Annotated in this window: 18 protein-coding genes, 1 tRNA gene and 1 pseudogene; 13 read left to right on the forward strand and 7 right to left on the reverse strand. The window is 56.3% G+C overall.

Translation table 11 applies throughout. The features are described 5' to 3' along the window. Positions 1-405 (forward strand): site-2 protease family protein (locus P8Z34_10970; GenBank protein ID MEJ2551194.1); only part of this gene is annotated, 405 nt, incomplete at its 5' end. 37 nt (positions 406-442) lie between these two features. Here the strand turns inward: P8Z34_10970 and P8Z34_10975 are convergent. The 7 genes from P8Z34_10975 to P8Z34_11005 all read right to left on the reverse strand — a co-directional run bounded on the left by P8Z34_10975 (position 443) and on the right by P8Z34_11005 (position 5,640). Next, positions 443-1,303 carry an ABC transporter permease gene (locus tag P8Z34_10975; protein MEJ2551195.1) on the reverse strand — a complete coding sequence of 287 codons (861 nt, stop codon included), beginning with the start codon at positions 1,301-1,303 and terminating at the stop codon, positions 443-445. Beyond that, entirely contained in the window at positions 1,300-2,097 is a 798-nt protein-coding gene (locus tag P8Z34_10980) for an ABC transporter permease (GenBank protein ID MEJ2551196.1), read from the reverse strand. The genes P8Z34_10975 and P8Z34_10980 overlap by 4 nt, the downstream gene beginning before the upstream one ends. Beyond that, a complete protein-coding gene (locus P8Z34_10985; GenBank protein ID MEJ2551197.1) occupies positions 2,097-3,065 on the reverse strand; it encodes an ABC transporter ATP-binding protein in 969 nt (322 codons plus the stop codon). The genes P8Z34_10980 and P8Z34_10985 overlap by 1 nt, the downstream gene beginning before the upstream one ends. 174 nt (positions 3,066-3,239) lie before the next feature. Next, positions 3,240-3,674, reverse strand: a complete 435-nt coding sequence (gene mscL / locus P8Z34_10990) for a large conductance mechanosensitive channel protein MscL (GenBank protein MEJ2551198.1) — start codon at positions 3,672-3,674, stop codon at positions 3,240-3,242. 116 nt (positions 3,675-3,790) lie between these two features. Continuing rightward, positions 3,791-4,030 carry a hypothetical protein gene (locus tag P8Z34_10995; GenBank protein MEJ2551199.1) on the reverse strand — a complete coding sequence of 80 codons (240 nt, stop codon included), beginning with the start codon at positions 4,028-4,030 and terminating at the stop codon, positions 3,791-3,793. Positions 4,031-4,192: 162 nt separating this feature from the next. Beyond that, positions 4,193-4,267 (reverse strand) — tRNA-Pro (locus tag P8Z34_11000). Positions 4,268-4,356: 89 nt separating this feature from the next. Beyond that, complete coding sequence (locus P8Z34_11005) at positions 4,357-5,640, reverse strand: HAMP domain-containing sensor histidine kinase (GenBank protein MEJ2551200.1); 1,284 nt, start codon at positions 5,638-5,640, stop codon at positions 4,357-4,359. Positions 5,641-5,781: 141 nt separating this feature from the next. On the opposite strand from P8Z34_11005, the gene P8Z34_11010 reads away from it, so the two are divergent. From P8Z34_11010 to P8Z34_11065, 12 genes and pseudogenes are all read left to right on the forward strand, one after another. Then, positions 5,782-6,882: an inositol-3-phosphate synthase gene (locus P8Z34_11010; GenBank protein ID MEJ2551201.1), complete on the forward strand. Its 1,101-nt coding sequence runs from the start codon at positions 5,782-5,784 to the stop codon at positions 6,880-6,882. Between the two features lie 103 nt (positions 6,883-6,985). Further along, positions 6,986-7,981, forward strand: coding sequence for a zinc-dependent alcohol dehydrogenase family protein (locus tag P8Z34_11015; GenBank protein ID MEJ2551202.1), 996 nt, complete (start codon positions 6,986-6,988; stop codon positions 7,979-7,981). After that, entirely contained in the window at positions 7,978-8,742 is a 765-nt protein-coding gene (locus P8Z34_11020) for a DUF72 domain-containing protein (protein MEJ2551203.1), read from the forward strand. The genes P8Z34_11015 and P8Z34_11020 overlap by 4 nt, the downstream gene beginning before the upstream one ends. A 143-nt stretch (positions 8,743-8,885) precedes the next feature. After that, on the forward strand, positions 8,886-9,638 hold the full coding sequence (locus P8Z34_11025) for a YebC/PmpR family DNA-binding transcriptional regulator (GenBank protein MEJ2551204.1): 753 nt from the start codon (positions 8,886-8,888) through the stop codon (positions 9,636-9,638). Between the two features lie 29 nt (positions 9,639-9,667). Further along, on the forward strand, positions 9,668-10,168 hold the full coding sequence (gene ruvC, locus P8Z34_11030; protein MEJ2551205.1) for a crossover junction endodeoxyribonuclease RuvC: 501 nt from the start codon (positions 9,668-9,670) through the stop codon (positions 10,166-10,168). Beyond that, positions 10,165-10,740, forward strand: a complete 576-nt coding sequence (gene ruvA / locus P8Z34_11035; GenBank protein MEJ2551206.1) for a Holliday junction branch migration protein RuvA — start codon at positions 10,165-10,167, stop codon at positions 10,738-10,740. Before ruvC ends, ruvA begins: the two co-directional genes overlap by 4 nt. 83 nt (positions 10,741-10,823) lie before the next feature. Beyond that, the gene (gene proC, locus P8Z34_11040) at positions 10,824-11,669 is read left to right on the forward strand and encodes a pyrroline-5-carboxylate reductase (protein ID MEJ2551207.1); all 846 of its coding nucleotides are present in this window, start codon (positions 10,824-10,826) and stop codon (positions 11,667-11,669) included. Positions 11,670-12,050: 381 nt separating this feature from the next. Further along, a complete protein-coding gene (gene atpA, locus P8Z34_11045) occupies positions 12,051-13,712 on the forward strand; it encodes a F0F1 ATP synthase subunit alpha (protein ID MEJ2551208.1) in 1,662 nt (553 codons plus the stop codon). Between the two features lie 26 nt (positions 13,713-13,738). Then, positions 13,739-14,650 carry an ATP synthase F1 subunit gamma gene (gene atpG, locus P8Z34_11050; protein MEJ2551209.1) on the forward strand — a complete coding sequence of 304 codons (912 nt, stop codon included), beginning with the start codon at positions 13,739-13,741 and terminating at the stop codon, positions 14,648-14,650. Positions 14,651-14,681: 31 nt separating this feature from the next. After that, positions 14,682-16,079 carry a F0F1 ATP synthase subunit beta gene (atpD, locus tag P8Z34_11055; GenBank protein ID MEJ2551210.1) on the forward strand — a complete coding sequence of 466 codons (1,398 nt, stop codon included), beginning with the start codon at positions 14,682-14,684 and terminating at the stop codon, positions 16,077-16,079. A 36-nt stretch (positions 16,080-16,115) separates the two neighbouring features. Further along, the gene (gene atpC, locus P8Z34_11060; protein ID MEJ2551211.1) at positions 16,116-16,565 is read left to right on the forward strand and encodes an ATP synthase F1 subunit epsilon; all 450 of its coding nucleotides are present in this window, start codon (positions 16,116-16,118) and stop codon (positions 16,563-16,565) included. A 5-nt stretch (positions 16,566-16,570) separates the two neighbouring features. Then, positions 16,571-17,543: pseudogene (locus P8Z34_11065) on the forward strand (rod shape-determining protein). Positions 17,544-17,735: the final 192 nt, after the last annotated feature.

Consider the following 17,735-nt stretch of genomic DNA (forward strand, 5'->3'; position numbering starts at 1 on the left):
CCGGCATTGTATTGGGCGCGCTACATATTGATCGGCATGCCCATCCCCTATGGCGGCAACGACGTAATGCTGCACCCCATGGCCTGGGCCGGGTGGGCGGGGCTTCTGGTGACGGCGCTCAATCTCATTCCCGCCGGCCAGCTCGATGGCGGTCACGTCGCCAACGTGCTTTTCGGGCGGCGGGCGATCAAGATGTGGCCCTACATCGTGACGGCCTTGTGTCTGCTCGGCCTCGTGTGGACGGGCTGGTTTATATGGGCGGTGCTGATCTTTTTCTTGGGCCGCACCTATGCCCGACCTTACGATTCGATCACCCCGCTGGACACACGCAGGAGAGCGATCGCAATATTCGGCTTGATCCTCTTCGTTTTGGTGTTCATTCCGATCCCACTGCAGATCATGTAGCCTGCTGCGGGACGATGGGTGTGAAACACGGGGGAAATCAGATGGCTTCCAGCGTGCCGCGGCGTTTCGCCTGCGTTTCGAACCAGCGGAACATCACGTAGCCGAGCAGGGTGTAAATAACCCCCAACAAGAGTTCGTTTGTCAAGGCAGGCAGGACCTGGATCAGGTCGGCGCCAGCGATGATGCTGCGTGCGGCGGCGATGCCGCGCGTTAGGGGAAGGTAATCGGAAATGCTGCGCATCAGCGGAGGAAGGGATCCCAACGGGATGTTGGCGCCGCTCAATAACAACAAGAGGAAATACATCGTGTTGTTGATGAAGAACGTATTGCGCGTGATCAGGCTGAAACATCCGAGCAGTAAGCCCATCCCCGAGGTGCTGATGGTGGTGACCAGAATAGTGACGATCAGAGCGAGGGGATCCGCCTGAGAAAGGTTCAGGCTGAAGAGCAAGACGCCCCATGCAAACCCCAGGAAGACGCCCAGCATGCCGTCGAAAATATGAAAGAAGGCGCGGCCCACGATCATCGTCATGCGATTGGCCGGGGTGCCGAACAGATAGGGCAGCGTGCCCTCCCAGCGGTCGCCGCCGATGCTCATCGTGACCCCGAAGATACCGCTGAGGGCCGTCGTATGCATGGCGTTGCCGATCACGAAGAAAGTCGGATCGCTGCTGTTGGTGGCAAATTTCCCCAGGAAGACGAAAAACAGGATCTCGTTGAGGGGATTGACGACCTTGGTGGCGATGTAGTTGGCCGGACTCAACCAGCGGAAGAGCGCGATGTAGGAGAGGTAGGCGCCTTGAAAGAACAACCGCAGGTTCAGCCGCAGTTTATTCATCGCGGATACCCCCCAGGACCGGGTATCGTATAGCCAATCCGGAATCGTGAGTGCTCTCATTGCATGCCAATCGTAGCGTCTTCGCGCACTTTGCGCAGCATAACGCGGAACAGGAGGCGCGATACGAGCAGCCCAAGAATGCTGAAGACGAGAAGCATCATCAGGGAGAATACGATATCGGATACGGACGCACCGCCGCTGGATGCGCCGTGCAGGGCGCGTGCCGCCCAGTAAGGAGGGAGTAGGTAGCTGAAAGGCGTTGTCCAACCCGGCAGCAGGGCGATCGGAAATAGAAAGCCGGCCAAGATGTACACCGGGTATTCCAGTGCATTCTGCCATCGCTGTACACTGGGATTCAGCAGAAAGATGGGCGAGATGATCAAACCGAAACAGACGAAAGCGATAACCGTCATTGCCAGCGAAAGGACGAAGAACAACGGGTGCTCGATGGTTACCTGGTAACCAAAGACCCACGAGACGAGGGTGTAGCAAACAAACATCGAACCGAGGGATTGGGTGACGTTGGCAAGATTCTTACCAAATACGATGACCGATACAGGTGTCGGCGTGGCAGTGATCATTTCCAGCGTTCCAGTCCAACGCTCCTGGGTAATGCTGTTACCGCTTTCGAAGAGCAGATTGGTCCACAACCCGGTCATGCCGCTGCCGACGACGATGAAGATGATAGCCTCACTCACGCGATCCCCGATCATCCACAGCGCGAGGGTTGCAATGATCAGGGGCTGAATCAGAACACCGAAGATGATGAACATATCGAAGACGTTCTGGCGAAATGTCATCACCGCTGCGGATTTCATCGCGCGCAGGTACTTGATTGCCAGCGATGTGCGCATCACGCACCTCCCACGAGGCGTACGTATGCGTCCTCGAGCGTGGGCTCGCGAACGACGACCTTACCGACGCGCACGCCGTCCATCGCGGCCAGCAGTTCGGGAACGGCTTCCGACCCGATCGGAGAATGGGCGAGCAACAACTGTCTTTGATCCCGCTCCTCGACGTTGACGGTGTCGATGAACGGCAGGGTCCGCAGGCGTCTGAGAGTCTTCTCGGGTAAGCCGAAGACCTCGATCTCGATCACGGAAAGATCGCTCACCAGATCCTTGAGTCCCTTCGGCGTGTCCAGGGCGACGATATGACCACGATCGATGACCGCGATGCGCTCGCACAACGCATCCGCCTCGAACATATAATGGGTCGTGAGCAGGATGGTTTTCTTCTCGGCCTGCAGGTTGCGGATGACCTGACGCAGTTCACGCGCGCCGACGGGATCGAGCCCCATCGTGGGTTCGTCCAGGAAGAGCACTTCCGGATCGTGGAGCAGGGTGCGGGCGATGTGCAAACGCTGCTTCATGCCGCGAGAATAACCTTCGACGCGTTCCTGGCCTCGGTCTTTCAGCCCGACGAGATCGAGTAGATAGGGAATGCGTTCATCGCTGACCTTTGGATCGACGTGGTACAGGCTGGCGAAGTAGCGCAGATTGTTAATCCCCGACAGGCGCCAATACAGGCCGCGCTCGCCGCCGAAAATGAAACCGATGCGTCCGCGGATGGCGTCCGCCTGGTCGACGACGTCGTAGCCCAGCACGCGGGCCGTTCCCGACGTGGGAATGAGCAGCGTGGTCAGCATCTTTACCGTGGTCGTTTTTCCGGCGCCGTTGGGTCCAAGCATGCCGAAGAGGCTGCCTTGAGGCACGTTGAAGGAAATGCCGTCTACGGCGACGACCTCCTTGGTTTTTCTGCGGAAAATGCCGACCGTGGTTTTGAACACGCGGCGAAGATTGCTGATTTCGATGGCGTTCACGTGACACTCCACTACAAACACTGTTACAACAACCGTGTCGCTTTTGAGATTGTATTTCTCATTTTACCCACTAATTGTGTCAATACCTCAAATCATGGTCGAATAGAACAAAGAGATACCGCATCGCCGCGCCGCCCAGCGGTGCGCGGCACACCCGGTCGCCGCTGCAACGATCTATAGTTGAGACGTGCAATGCGGGCAACGAGTTGCTTTAAGTGGAATCGTAGAGAGACAATGCGGACACTCTTTTGTTGAAGGTGCTTCCGTTTCTTCCGGCTTCTGGAGACGGTTGGCCGTTCGGATGACCAGAAAGATGGTCAACGCGATGATCAGAAAGTTGATGATGGTATTGATGAACGTTCCGTAGTTGATCGTCGGCGCTCCGGCTGCCTGTGCGTCAGCCAGGCTGGAATAGGCAGTATCCGACAGATTGATGTACAGCGAACTGAAATCGACCTTTCCGAAGAGCAGTCCGATGGGTGGCATGAGGATGTCATTAACGAGGGAAGTCACGATACCGCCGAACGCGCCTCCGATGATGACAGCGACGGCCAAATCGAGAACATTTCCTCGCATCAAGAAATCCTTGAATTCCTTCAACATAATTATTCTCCTGGATGGCGTAAGTTCAATGACTTTCCTGGATTGCTTTGGAAAAATTTCTCGGGATGATTTCTTTTTCCGTAACGAGTTAACGATCAGTCCTCTTTATTTTCTACTCCGTCTCATTTCCGCCACTTCGTGTTTACGTCACCCGCCAGGTCACCCAGAAACAATGGTTCCAGGAGTGAGATGGCGCTGGCGAAGAGTCCGATACAACCCAAAATAACGCCGTACGTCGCGCCGGTTATCAGTCCCTCCTTAACTGCGATGAGAAAGCCAATCAATCCCAAGCCGGCGATCCCCGCGCCGAAGGTGATCAGCGTGTTGCGAAGAATCGCTTTGAGAAACGCTTTCCAATTCATGCCTTCGTTACCTTTTTTACTGAGGAGAGATTGCGTGTAGTAATGTAGATCGGATACTCGAGAAGAGAATGACATTCCACACCGGTGCTTACGCACAGACCAGGGCGGAGCTGTGAACTAAAAACTCACGGCCGCCATTCCGGCGAACCGTGATGATGAAGGTCGGGGCGGCCGGATTTGAACCGGCGACCTCACGGACCCGAACCGTGCGCTCTAGCCGGGCTGAGCCACGCCCCGATTGGCTGTAGTGTACCGCTCTTTCGAAAGCAGGTCAACGCAATTTGAAAAGCGAAAGGGCTGCTCTGTGCCGCTGCGAGTGCGGCGCCTCACTCAGCCATGAAGACACTGGCGGCTGTCAGGTCTCGAGAAGATTTGATGGGCAGGGCGAAGCAGAACAAACTGCCGGTTCCTTCGCGGCTTTCGCACCATATTTCCCCATCATGCAGCTCGACCATGGCGCGTGCAATGGAAAGACCCAGGCCCATACCACCGTGCTTGCGGGTGAGGTGAGATTCCACCTGGTAGAAACGGTCGAAAATACGTTCGATGTCGGCGGCCGGAATGCCGATTCCCGTGTCGACGATGAACACCTTGACTTTATCCCCCGCGCGCTCCGCTTTGATCCCCACCTGGCCGTTGGGGTCGGTGAAGATGACTGCGTTCTGCACGATGTTGGACAAAGCCACGTCGATCTTTTCCCGCTCGCCGTCGATGGTCAACGTGTCTCCGTCCGGAACGTCATAGCTGAGATGGATCTTCTTCGCCGCCGCCACTTCTCGAAACCGCCCGGCCACTTCTTCCACCAGGGCGCTCATGGAGAATTCGGTGTTGCGGATTCTGGCGAGCCCCTCTTCTTTCTGCGCGATTGCCGACAGATCTTCGATGATCGACTTCAGGCGCATCGCGCTGCGGATGATGACTTCCATTTGATCGCTGAGGCCCTCACCGACGGTTTCCTTTAAAAAGGTAGCATGTCCGAGGATCAAACCCAGCGGCGTTCGCAACTCGTGGGAGGCGATGGCGATGAAGTCTGATTTCATGCGGTCCAGGTTGCGCAGATTGGCGTTCGATTCTTGTAGTTTTCGTCCCAGGTCGGCGATGCGGATGGCCAGCGCAGTGTGGGCGCCGATGATCTCTAGTATCGCCAGATCATCTTCGGTATAATTGCTCTCGTCCTTTTTGTTGATCGCTTCGAGAACTCCGACGGTAACTTGTTCGACGACCAATGGGACGGCCATGATCGAATGGGTTTGAAAAGCGAGTCTTCGATCGATCTCACGAAAGACGCGCGGGTCGTCTTCTGCATCCTGAATGACGAGAGGCATTGCGGTCGTGAAGACGTGGCCGGCAACGCTCGCATCGAGCGGAACGCTCGTCTTGAGCAGCCTTAGACGCTTGTTGTTTGCGACGGCCTGAAAGCGAAGATCGCTGGACGTGCGATCATAGAGCAGAATGGAAGCTTCGTTGCTGTCGGTCAACTCGCAGGCGACAATGGTGATCTTGTTCAACATTGCGGGAAGATCTTCCATAGATGCGATGTTGCGGCTCAATTCGAGAATACGTTTCAACTTCTGAGATGAGTGGGTGACGGCTACATTTTCCGATGACATCCGTTCGATCCTTTCGCCTTGCGCCGATTTTAGCACAGCCGACCATCCTGGAAAAATTACAGTTGGCTTACGTTGAGCGCAGACGATCCCACATACGGAGATCCAGGCCGAATGACTTCGGTCTGAAATAAGGAGGTAGGTATGCCAGGCAGTAAGAAGGTACGTGTTGCGATCATCGGTATCGGCAACTGTGCCTCGGCTCTCGTGCAAGGGGTTCAGTATTACCGCAAGGCCAAGAAGACCGACCGGGTTCCCGGAATCATGCACGTCGAGCTCGGGGGGTATCACATCAACGACATCGAATTTACGGCCGCGTTCGACGTCGTCAAGAGCAAAGTGGGTTTGGATTTGAGTGAAGCGGTCTTCGCCCACCCGAACAATACGGTTCACTTCTGCGACCTCCCGAACATGGGGGTACCCGTCTCACGAGGCATGACCCACGATGGGATCGGGAAATATCTCTCTCAGGTCGTCGAGAAGGCGCCCGGCCCCACGGATGACATCGTTGGGATCCTGAAAGATACGAAAACGGACATCGTGGTGAGTTATCTGCCGGTGGGATCCGAAATGGCGACCAAGTGGTACGTCGAACAGATCCTTGAAGCGGGCTGCGCATTCGTCAACTGCGTGCCCGTTTTCATCGCCAGCTCGGACTACTGGGTCGGCCGCTTCGAGGAGAAGGGCCTCCCATTGATCGGCGACGACATCAAGAGTCAGGTCGGAGCGACGATCACCCACCGTGTCTTAACTTCCCTGTTCCTCGATCGTGGCGTGCACATCGACCGCACCTACCAGTTGAACTTCGGGGGGAACATGGACTTCTACAACATGTTGGAGCGCGAGCGCCTGGAGTCGAAGAAGATCTCGAAGACGGGTGCGGTGACCAGTTTGCTGCCCTACAAGATGCCCGATGAAAATATACACGTCGGACCGAGTGATTACGTGCCCTGGTTGACCGATCGCAAATGGTGCCATATCCGCATGGAAGGAACGACGTTCGGGGACCTGCCTTTGAACCTGGAGTTGAAGCTTGAAGTGTGGGACTCCCCCAACTCTGCCGGTGTAGTGATCGACGCCGTGCGTTGTGCGAAACTGGCCCTCGACCGAGGCCTGTCCGGGCCGATACTGGCACCGGCATCCTATTTCATGAAGACGCCGCCGAAGCAGTACACCGACGACGTCGCCCGCCAGATGACGGAGGATTTCATACAGGGAAGGCCCACGGCGGCCGATGCGAGTTAAAAAAGCTGCAGAATGATCCGCTGCCTTCGGAGGCTTTGTCTTCCGATTAGCCAGCATCAGGCGTGAGGTGCGGGGGCTTTCCTTGAATACAGGCAGGTGTGCCATGAAAGCCATGCGTTTAAACCAACCGGCCCCGATCGAGGATCGACCCCTCGAGCTGGTCGAGGTCGAAAAACCGCAGCCAGGGCCAGGCCAACTTCTCGTTCAAGTGCACGCCTGCGGTGTTTGCCGCACCGACCTGCACACCGTGGAAGGGGAAATCACGCCGCCGAAGTACCCCATCATTATCGGGCATCAAATCGTTGGCACTGTAGAAAGCGCTGCGGATGACGTCGAGGGTTGGGAGCCGGGGGATCGTGTGGGCATTCCCTGGCTGCATCGAGCTTGTGGGAAGTGCTTTTATTGTGAATCGGGCTTCGAGAATCTTTGCGAACTCGCCGAGTTCACCGGTTTCGACGTCGATGGCGGCTATGCGGAGTGGACTTTATCGGATGCCAGCTACTCCTTGCCGCTCCCCAAATCGCTGGAAGATCCACTGATCGCACCACTGCTCTGCGCCGGGATCATCGGATATCGTTCCTTGCGCAAGTCGGATTTGAATCCGGGAGAACGGCTGGGGCTGGTTGGTTTCGGTGCCAGCGCACATCTGGCCATTCAAGTCGCAACTCATTGGGGTTGTGATGTGTCCGTCTTCACCCGCAGCGAGGGGCATCGCCGCTTGGCCAGTAAACTGGGCGCCGCCTGGGTCGGTGGTATCGACGACGAAATCTCCGGGAAGTTGGATCGCGCCGTTCTATTCGCGCCTGTCGGCAATCTCGTCCCAGTGATTCTGGAGAAATTGCGCCGCGGGGGAACGCTGGCGATCAACGCCATCTACATGAGTCCCATTCCCAAGATGGATTACGATCTCATTTACGACGAACGCACGTTGCGCAGCGTGGCCAACGCAACCTACCAGGATGGGATCGAATTCATGCAATTGGCCGATGAGATACCGTTCGAGATCTCGATCCAGAAGTATGCCCTTCGGGATGCCAACCAGGCACTCTTGGACTTGAAACATAGCCGGATCGATGGTGCAGGAGTGTTAATCATTTGATCCGTCTGGGGACTTCCGGTTTTTCGTACGACGATTGGATCGGCCCGGTGTATCCCCGGGACATGCCGCGCATCCAGTGGCTGCCTTACTACGCCACGATGTTCAATACCGTCGAACTGAACGTGACTTATTACCGGGTCCCCTCATGGAAAGTGGTGAAAGGTTGGGTTGAACGGACGCCTGCGGAGTTTCTGTTCACTGTCAAAGCGCACCGCAGTTTGACGCACGAACGCGAGGAACCTGATTTCGGCCAATTTCAGGCCGGCATCACGCCGTTGATCGAAGCGGGAAAGCTGGCCTGCATCCTGGTTCAATTCCCTCATTCGTTCCGGCCCAATCCGGAAAACCGGGATTACCTGGGCACCGTCCGGGAAGGTCTGGCTGACCTGTCCCTGGTAATCGAATTCAGGAACAGCGATTGGGTCACGGAAGCCACGTTCGCGTTGTTGGAATCCCTCGACCTTGGGTTTTGCTGTGTAGACGAACCGGACCTGAAAGGATTGATGCCTTCCATCGTGCGTGCCACGGGACCGGTGGCTTACGTGCGCTTTCACGGACGGAATGCTGCACACTGGTGGCAGCACGAGCACGCCTGGGAACGCTACGACTACACGTACGACGAATCCGAGTTGGCTGAATGGATCCCCAAACTGCGTGCCCTGGACTCCGCTGCTCCACTTACCCTGGTGTATGCCAACAATCACTACCGCGGACAAAGCGTGGATACGCTCCGCAAGCTGGAATCGCTCCTGGTTGGATAGCGACGCGGGGTCTTCAGGCGGCCAACTGCCGTCGAAGATTGTGATCGTAAAGGGGCGAATGGTATAATGAAGCCGATATCCTCGGAGAGGGATCTCCAGCACTAATGGATCGATCGACGTGCTTTACGATGGAAGGGTGAACGATGTCTGGACACTCAAAATGGTCGACCATCAAGCGGAAGAAAGCGGCAAACGATGCGAAGCGAGGCGCGGTTTTCACTCGCCTGGCGCGTGAAATCGCGATCGCAGCTCGGGAAGGCGGCGGCGACGCGGAGACGAACTTCGCGCTGCGCTTAGCGGTCGATCACGCCAAAACCGAAAACATGCCCAAGGACAACATCGAACGGGCAATCAAGCGCGGGACGGGGGAGGACAAAGCAGGTGCCGACTTCGAACAGATTCTCTACGAAGGTTATGCTCCCAACGGCATCGCCCTGCTCATCGACGTGGTTACGGACAATCGCAATCGTACGGTGGCGGAAGTTCGCCACGTACTCACCCGGGCGAATGGAAACCTGGCGGACGCCGGCTCGGTTTCCTGGCAGTTCAAGCGCGTCGCCTATTTCGCCTTTCCAGCGGAAGGTTTGGATGTAGACAAGGTTTTCGATGTCGCCGTGGAGGCGGGCGCCGATGATGTCGTCATCGAGGATGATGTCGAAATCTATGCTCCCGTCGAGGCCTTCAAGGAAATCGATGATCGTTTGATAGCCGCCGGTTTCACGCCGGAAGAAGCCAGTTTACGCATGGTTCCCAACTCGGTCATCGAATTACCAGCAGATGAAACGCTGAAGATCATGGGGATCATCGAAGAACTCGAAGACCTCGACGACGTTCGCACCGTGTATTCAAACCTCGAGATTTCCGAGGAAGCCGTCGACATGCTCGCGGCGGCTTGATCGCGAAAGTCGACGAGTTCGCACCCCGTATGCTAGTCATCGGCATCGACCCCGGCACAGCGAGTACAGGATATGGCGTGGTACGGCAAACCCAGGATGGGGGATTAGAAGCGGTTGATTTCGGAATCATCGCCACGACGCCGGACGAGCCGATGCCGCAGCGCTTAACGAAACTCTTCCTTGAACTGCGCGTGTTGCTCGAAAAACACCGACCCGAAAGCAGCGCGGTCGAACAGCTCTTCTTTCAACGCAACGTAAAGACGGCGATCACCGTCGGACAGGCGCGCGGGGTCGTACTACTGGCGCTGGCCGAGGCGGGAATCTCCATTGCCGAGTACACACCCATGGAAATCAAACAGGCGGTAATCGGTTATGGGGGCGCCGATAAACGTCAGGTACAGGACATGGTGAAAGCACTCTTGGGGATGACAGAACGACCGCAGCCGGATGACGCCGCGGACGCCCTTGCCGTGGCCATTTGCCATCTTCATTCGAGTGCAACGATACGCCGTATGGAGGAGATCAGTTGATCGCTTCTCTAAGAGGAATCGTGCAGCACATCGGCGAGGACGAACTCGTGATCGAAGTGGGTGGCGTGGGCTTGCGCGTGTCCGTCCCACATAGTGTGATGGATGACGTGGCGCTGGGAAAGCCACTGTTTTTGTTGACTGAACTCGTCGTCCGGGAATCATCCCTCGGCCTGTACGGCTTCGGAAGCGCCGAGCAACGCGACCTGTTTGATTTACTCATGCAGGTGAGCGGTGTAGGACCTCGGTTGGCGCTCGCCATTCTCTCGAACCTTTCCGTCGACGTAATTAAAAGTGCGGTGGTCAACGACCAATCTGACGTACTTACCCGGGTTCCGGGGGTCGGGGGGAAAACTGCGGACAAGATTATTTTCTTTCTCAAAGACCGTCTAAAAGCACCGCTGGAAGCCGTGGGAATTCCGAGCGGAGTCGATACCGAGGTGCTGGGCGTTTTGACGACCCTGGGCTACAGCCTGGTTGAAGCGCAATCCGCCATTCAATCCATTCCGGAAGATGCTTCGGAGGACATTGAAGAGCGAGTGAAATTGGCATTAAGTTACTTCGCCAGTCCGTAAAAGCCGCGCAGCATGGGAATGCCGCACGTCGCTGCAAGCGGGAAAACTTTGCCAGACGGGCTGGGTATTTCAGGAGGAGAAAAGTGACATTAAAGGATCAATTGATAACATTCATCGGACCCGGGGCGATGGCTTCCGCTATGGCGTCTCGCTTGATCGAAGGCGGCACCCAAACGCCGGACAAGGTGCTAATGAGTGGACCGATCGTGGAACAATTGGAAAAGCTGGAGGAGCGGTTGGGCGTCTCCACGACGACGAACAATCTCGAAGCGGTAAAAAATGCCGGCGTCGTCGTGCTCTCCGTGAAACCCCAAAGCATCCAGGAAGTCATGGATGAACTACACGGTGCCATCCCCAAAGATGCGCTGGTGCTCTCGATCGTCGCAGGCGCTCGTTTAGATACTTTAGTGAAAGGCCTGAATCACAAAGCGATCGTGCGTTCGATGCCGAACACGCCGGCACAGGTAGGTGAGGGCATCACGGTCTGGACGGCCACGGAAGATGTGACCGAAGAGCAGAAGGAACGCGCACGATTAATTCTCAAATCTTTCGGTGAAGAAGTATACGCCGACCACGAGGACTATCTCGACATGGCGACTGCGCTCTCCGGGACTGGTCCGGCATATGTCTTCTTACTGATGGAAGCAATGGTGGATGCAGGAGTCCATCTCGGATTTCCGCGTCGTATTTCGGAGCAATTGGTCGTGCAGACTTTCAAGGGCTCGGTGGCTTTCTACGAACACTCTCCTGTTCATCTGGCGCGGTTGAGAAACCAGGTGACATCGCCGGGTGGAACGAGCGCGGCAGCACTTTACTATCTCGAGAAAGCAGGCGTCAGGACCGCACTCTCGAGAGCGATCTGGGCAGCGTATGAACGTTCCGTCCAATTGGGGAAGGGCAAGAAACACGTCCAACCTGAAGACGATTGAACGCCGGTGATCCGAGTCGTGCGCGTTCGCTGTCGCTCGCACGCATTGGGACCACGTACATGAGATTCGGCGAGCGTGCACGCTGAATGGGAATAATGGCCAAAGAATTGCGCTTCGTTCTTTCGACCGGTGATATGGGCAATCCTAATTCATTGCCGAACCCGCAGAAAAGGGGTCGGCTGGACAAACGATGGGGGTTCGGGTATGATTTCCGCGTACGTTCATTTGCCCTTGAGTATCGAACGCCCAAGTTCTTTTGGGATCATACGCTGGGGGACTCAAACGGCTTGGCCTTCGGGCAACACCCAGAAGTCGCCAGCCGTTTTACTTGCGCCAAGTTCTGGTCCAGCTTGAACAGCCCATACCCCTCATGGAGGAAGTATGTCGGACATGATTGACGATCTTTCCTCGGAACTACGGCAGAAAATCGAAAAATTCGACACGCAGATCTCGTTGAAAGATATCGGCACGGTGCTCGAGGCCGGCGATGGAATCGCTCGCGTGTCAGGCCTGTCGGATGTTCGATCCCAGGAGCTGGTGCGTTTTGAAAACGGCGTAATGGGAATCGCCTTCAACCTGGAAGACGATTCGATCGGCGTGATCATCATGGGCGATTACACAGGCATCGAAGAAGGCACGACGGTCTACAGCACGAACCGCATTGCTTCAGTCCCAGTCGGAGAAGGCCTCATCGGCCGCGTGGTCAACTCGCTCGGCAATCCGATCGACGGCAAAGGATCCGTGTCGTACGAAGAATTCTTGCCCGTCGAACGTATCGCGCCGGGCGTCGTCAAACGTAAGGACGTCGACTCACCGGTGATGACGGGAATCAAGGCGATCGATTCGATGGTGCCGATCGGCCGTGGCCAGCGCGAATTGATCATCGGGGACCGGCAGACCGGAAAAACTGCGATCGCCATCGATACCATTATCAACCAGAAGGGCAAGAATTTAATCTGCATCTACGTTGCGATCGGTCAGAAACGAGCCGGGGTCGCCCGTACGGTTGCGACTCTCGAAAGCTACGGCGCCATGAACCACACCATCATCGTCGTTGCGGCTGCGGATGAACCGGCTGCCCTGCAATACATCGCCCCCTACGCCGGCTGCGCGATCGGTGAGTACTTTGCCGAGAATGGCAAAGATGCGCTGGTGATTTACGATGACTTGACCAAACATGCCTGGGCGTATCGCCAGGTGTCACTCCTGCTGCGCCGCCCGCCAGGGCGGGAAGCCTATCCGGGTGACGTATTTTATTTGCACAGCCGCTTGTTGGAGCGCGCGGTCCGTCTTGCGGATCAATACGTTATCGCGGACGAGGGATTTGAAGGCGATGCAAGCGAATCCGACGCCGTAAACGATGTGCTTTACGGTGGCCCGCTGGCATACGAGGATGCCCAGAAGGCTCTCGAAGAAATGGGGGATTCTGAAAATTACAAGGTCGTCCACGTGAGCGGCTCCGGCGGCTCGTTGACGGCGCTGCCGATCATCGAGACTCAATTGGGTGACATGTCGGCGTACATCCCGACAAACGTTATTTCCATCACGGATGGTCAAATTTATCTCGAAGCCGATCTGTTCAACGCCGGCATTCGACCGGCGATCAATGCCGGGCTCTCCGTCTCCCGGGTTGGCGGTGATGCGCAGACCAAGGCCATGAAGCAAGTCGCGGGGATGCTGCGGCTGGACATGGCTGCCTATCGTGAGGTCGCGGCTTTCGCTCAATTCGGATCCGATTTGGATAAGACCACGTTGTCCCAACTGAACCGTGGCCAACGCCTGCAGGAAATTCTAAAGCAGCCGCAGTACCAGCCTTTGGCGTTGGCGCAGCAGATCGTCTTGCTCTTTGCAGGCACGAGTGGACTGGCAGATGATGTTTCTCTCGATCGCATGGGGGCGTGGCAAACTGCTCTGCTGCAGACCCTGGAGGCTTCGCATATTGACATCTTGCAAGAGATCAATGACCAGAAGGTGTTAACCGAGGACATCGAAAAGAAGCTCCGGCAGGCGATTGAGACTTTCAATCAAACCTGGGAGCCCTAACTAATAAGAAACAAGCGTGGGTGACGATGGCATCAGCACGTGAAATGCGTCAGCGTATTCGAAGCGTTGGCAACATTGCCCAGGTGACACGCGCCCTGGAAGCAGTCAGCGCGAGCCGCGTACGCAAAGCGGAAGCGCGCGTCCGGGAAACTCGGCCGTATGCGCAAAAATCGTGGCAGGTGCTTAAACATCTGTCCCGCCAGCCCGGTCGTGAGTTCGTCCATCCGTTACTGACCAAGCGCGATGTGATTCGCAATGCGATCGTGATTCTCGTCAGTGCTGACCGGGGATTGGCCGGTGCGTATAACACCAACGTCATCCGCTGTGCCCTGGATGCATTTCAGCAATCAAATGTATCGGTGAAATACATCGCAGTCGGCCGCAAAGGCAGAGACATGCTTCTGCGCAAGGGAAGAAGGTTGATGGCAGAGTTCAGTGATTTGCCGGATGAGCCGAGTTTTACGGACGTATCGGCAATTGGCCGGTTGGCAGTCGACGAATTCCTGGCCGGCAGGGCGGATCAGGTCTGGTTGACCTACACCGACTTCATCTCCATGCTGCAGCAGAATCCTACGAGTCAGTTGCTGCTGCCTTTTGAAATCGACGAGCACCACGTGGGGCAATCCGAGACTTCGGATCGCTCCACCGGGGCCGATCGATCCAATGAAGCGGAACCCGCGTATATTTACGAACCCGGCCAATCCACGATCGTCGATCGCATCATTCCCAGACTCGTGGGACTTCAAGTGTATCAAGCGATCACCGAATCTCTCGCCAGCGAACATGCGGCGCGGATGATCGCCATGCGTAACGCAACGGACAACGCCGACGATCTCTCTACCGCGTTAACCCTGGAATACAACAAAGCGCGCCAGAAAGCGATTACGAGCGACATGTTGGATATCGCCGGTGGAGCAGAAGCGCTCGTAGGTAAATAACGTCTCTGGATCAGAATCTCTGGAGGTAGGAATGGCGACGAAGGGGCAAATCATACAGGTTCAAGGGGCCGTCGTGGATTGTGAATTCCCGCCGGGTGAATTGCCATGTATTTTCGATGCGGTCGAAGTGCCGGATCGTACGGGGTTTCCCCTGGTCCTGGAGGTTCAGACCCACTTGGGGGATCGACGAGTGCGCACGATTGCCATGGACACGACGGACGGGCTCAAACGCGGATTGGAAGTGGTCGCCACCGGTGCGCCTATCAAAGTCCCGGTTGGCGAGCAAACGTTGGGCAGGGTTTTCAACGTCCTGGGACGTCCCGTTGATGATAAAGATGCAATCGTAGCGGAAGTGCGCTATCCGATCCACCGCGACGCCCCGGCGTTCGATGAACAGTCGACGAGCGTCGATGTGTTCGAAACCGGACTCAAGGTGATTGATCTGATCGCACCTTTCACCAAGGGAGGCAAGACGGGTATTTTCGGAGGCGCCGGCGTCGGGAAAACGATCATCATCATGGAGTTGATCCGCACGATCGCGACGGTGCATGAAGGCAATTCCGTTTTTGCAGGAGTCGGCGAGCGCACGCGTGAAGGCACCCAGCTGTATCGTGAGATGGTCGAATCGGGTGTGATGAAGGACACGGTGATGGTTTTTGGGCAGATGAACGAGCCTCCGGGCGTGCGCCTGCGCGTGGGTCTTACGGCGCTGACCATGGCTGAATATTTCCGCGATCAGGGACGTGACGTGCTGGTTTTCATCGACAACATCTTCCGTTTCAGTATGTCCGGTGCAGAGGTGTCCGCGCTGCTTGGACGAATGCCGTCCGCCGTAGGTTATCAACCCACGTTGGCCACCGAAATGGGACAGCTTCAAGAACGGATCACGTCGACCAAAGAAGGATCGATTACCTCGATGCAGGCCGTATACGTCCCCGCCGACGATTATTCGGATCCCGCTCCGGTAGCGACCTTCACGCATCTGGACGCCACGATTGCCCTGGAGCGCTCTATCGTGGAAAAGGGAATCTACCCCGCAGTCGATCCGCTCGCCTCGACTTCACGCATCCTCGATCCGCAGATTGTCGGAGAAGAGCACTACAATGTTGCCCGTTCGGTCCAACAGATCTTGCAGCGTTACAAGGACTTGCAGGATATCATCGCTATTCTCGGCATCGAGGAGCTGAGCGAAGAGGACAAGGTGGTCGTCTCTCGGGCGAGAAAAATCGAACGCTTCTTCTCTCAGCCGATGTTCGTCGCCGAAAAATTCACCGGTCAAAAAGGACGCTACGTTCCGCTTGTGGATACGGTGCGGGGATTTCATGAGTTACTGGACGGAAAACACGACGAACTCCCCGAGCAGGCCTTTTCGATGGTCGGAACGATCGAGGATGCAGTCGAAAAGGGCAGGCGTTTGGCTGCAGAATAGTTGTGTAAAGATGGGATCTGAAGGGTAAAATAATCGATGTCGATCCGCTGCGAAATTGTCACCCAGGACAAATCATTATTTGAGGGTGATGTCGATATCGTGATCGTTCCCGGTTCGGAAGGGGAGATGGGCATTCTCCCCGGTCACGCACCGCTTCTGGCCACGTTGGGATACGGCATCCTGCGTGTTCGCACCGGGGACGAAGAACACGCTTTCACGATCGCCGGAGGCGTGATCGAAGCCCGGCCCAATGTCGTCACGGTGCTGGCGGATATCGGCGAGAACGTCGAGGAAATCGATGTCCAACGTGCCGAAGCTGCAAAGACCAGAGCGGAGGAGCTGCTCAAGCGCGGACCTCCGCCGGATACGGATGAATATCTTTCGATTCAAGCCGCATTACGACGTTCAAAGATCCGCCTGGATGCCGTGCGGCGTTATCGTCCAACCAAAGCGACGCGGCGAGAACCTACATATAAAGAAGAATAAAACTCATGCCTATATTTGGTAAAGATCTCGGAATCGATTTGGGTACTGTCAACACGCTCATCTGTGAGGGTGGTGAGATCGTGCTTCACGAGCCAACGATCGTCGCCATCGACATCGACGAGCTAAAAATCGTAGATGTCGGTCAATCGGCACGTGAAATGGAAGGCAAGGTGCCTGAATTAATCGAGGTCAGTCGCCCGATGCGCGACGGGGTCATCGCGGATTTCGAAGTCACACATCGCATGCTGGGTCATTTCGTGGAAAAGGTATGCGGCCCGGCGCGCTTGTTCAAGCCGCGCTCGATGGTCACTGTACCGCTCGGTGCAACGAGCGTGGAGAGTCGCGCCGTGCATGAGGCGGAGCTTCAGGCTGGGAACCGTGAGGTTTTTTTGATTCAGGAAACTCTGGCTGCGGCGATCGGCGTAGGTATGCCGATCGGGGGGCGTCACGCAAGCAGCGGTGATCGCTATGAGCAGCATCGTGGCGCAGGATGCCACTCGCATCGGTGGGATCAAGCAGGACGAAGCCATTGCGTTTTACGTGCGCAAGAAGTACGGCTTGATCATCGGTCCCAGAACCGCGGAGCAGGCGAAAATACGCATCGGCGCTGCCATCCCACAGGATCAGGATCAGACGCTGGAATTGCAGGGTCAGGACCAGGTGACCGGGTTGCCGCGTCCCGTAACGATATCTACGCGGGAAGTGACCGAGGCGATTCAAGAAGTGTTGATGCTGCAAATCAGCGCCATTCGTAACGTCCTCGAGCAAACGCCGCCCGAACTCGCTTCCGACGTCATTGATCGTGGAATGGTAATTTGCGGTGGCGGCGCGCTGCTTCGAGGTATGGACAAGTGGCTGACCAGGGAGACGGGCGTGCCGGTCTATCTGGCTGAGGAACCGGTTGCCTGCATCGCCAAGGGTGCTGCCAGAGCGATGGGCATGCTGGACCGCCTGCACCGCACCCTGCCGCAGCCGTAAGTTGTTACATCCCCGATATAATTTCTCAAGCTGAGGATCGACAGCCGCGGAATACTGGCGATCCCCAAAGTCGGTTGCGGTTTGTCTACAATCGAAACGGGGAAGATTCGAATCTGTCTATCATTGTCAAATATCTCTCAAAAATTGATTCTGTCATTGACCTCCTGTTTTGCACATCAAGGAGAGGAACGG

Source organism: Anaerolineales bacterium (genome assembly GCA_037382465.1).
Lineage (GTDB): Bacteria > Chloroflexota > Anaerolineae > Anaerolineales > E44-bin32 > WVZH01.

Excerpts from the sequence above, each read along its gene's own strand:
- atpG (MEJ2551209.1), top strand. The coding sequence starts at position 13,739 with ATGGCATCAGCACGTGAAATGCGTCAGCGTATTCGAAGCGTTGGCAAC.
- atpA (MEJ2551208.1), top strand. The coding sequence starts at position 12,051 with ATGTCGGACATGATTGACGATCTTTCCTCGGAACTACGGCAGAAAATC.
- P8Z34_10995 (MEJ2551199.1), bottom strand. The coding sequence starts at position 4,030 with ATGAATTGGAAAGCGTTTCTCAAAGCGATTCTTCGCAACACGCTGATC.
- P8Z34_11005 (MEJ2551200.1), bottom strand. The coding sequence starts at position 5,640 with ATGTCATCGGAAAATGTAGCCGTCACCCACTCATCTCAGAAGTTGAAA.
- P8Z34_11010 (MEJ2551201.1), top strand. The coding sequence starts at position 5,782 with ATGCCAGGCAGTAAGAAGGTACGTGTTGCGATCATCGGTATCGGCAAC.
- P8Z34_11015 (MEJ2551202.1), top strand. The coding sequence starts at position 6,986 with ATGAAAGCCATGCGTTTAAACCAACCGGCCCCGATCGAGGATCGACCC.
- P8Z34_10980 (MEJ2551196.1), bottom strand. The coding sequence starts at position 2,097 with ATGCGCACATCGCTGGCAATCAAGTACCTGCGCGCGATGAAATCCGCA.
- P8Z34_10975 (MEJ2551195.1), bottom strand. The coding sequence starts at position 1,303 with ATGAGAGCACTCACGATTCCGGATTGGCTATACGATACCCGGTCCTGG.
- ruvC (MEJ2551205.1), top strand. The coding sequence starts at position 9,668 with ATGCTAGTCATCGGCATCGACCCCGGCACAGCGAGTACAGGATATGGC.
- P8Z34_11025 (MEJ2551204.1), top strand. The coding sequence starts at position 8,886 with ATGTCTGGACACTCAAAATGGTCGACCATCAAGCGGAAGAAAGCGGCA.
- atpC (MEJ2551211.1), top strand. The coding sequence starts at position 16,116 with ATGTCGATCCGCTGCGAAATTGTCACCCAGGACAAATCATTATTTGAG.
- atpD (MEJ2551210.1), top strand. The coding sequence starts at position 14,682 with ATGGCGACGAAGGGGCAAATCATACAGGTTCAAGGGGCCGTCGTGGAT.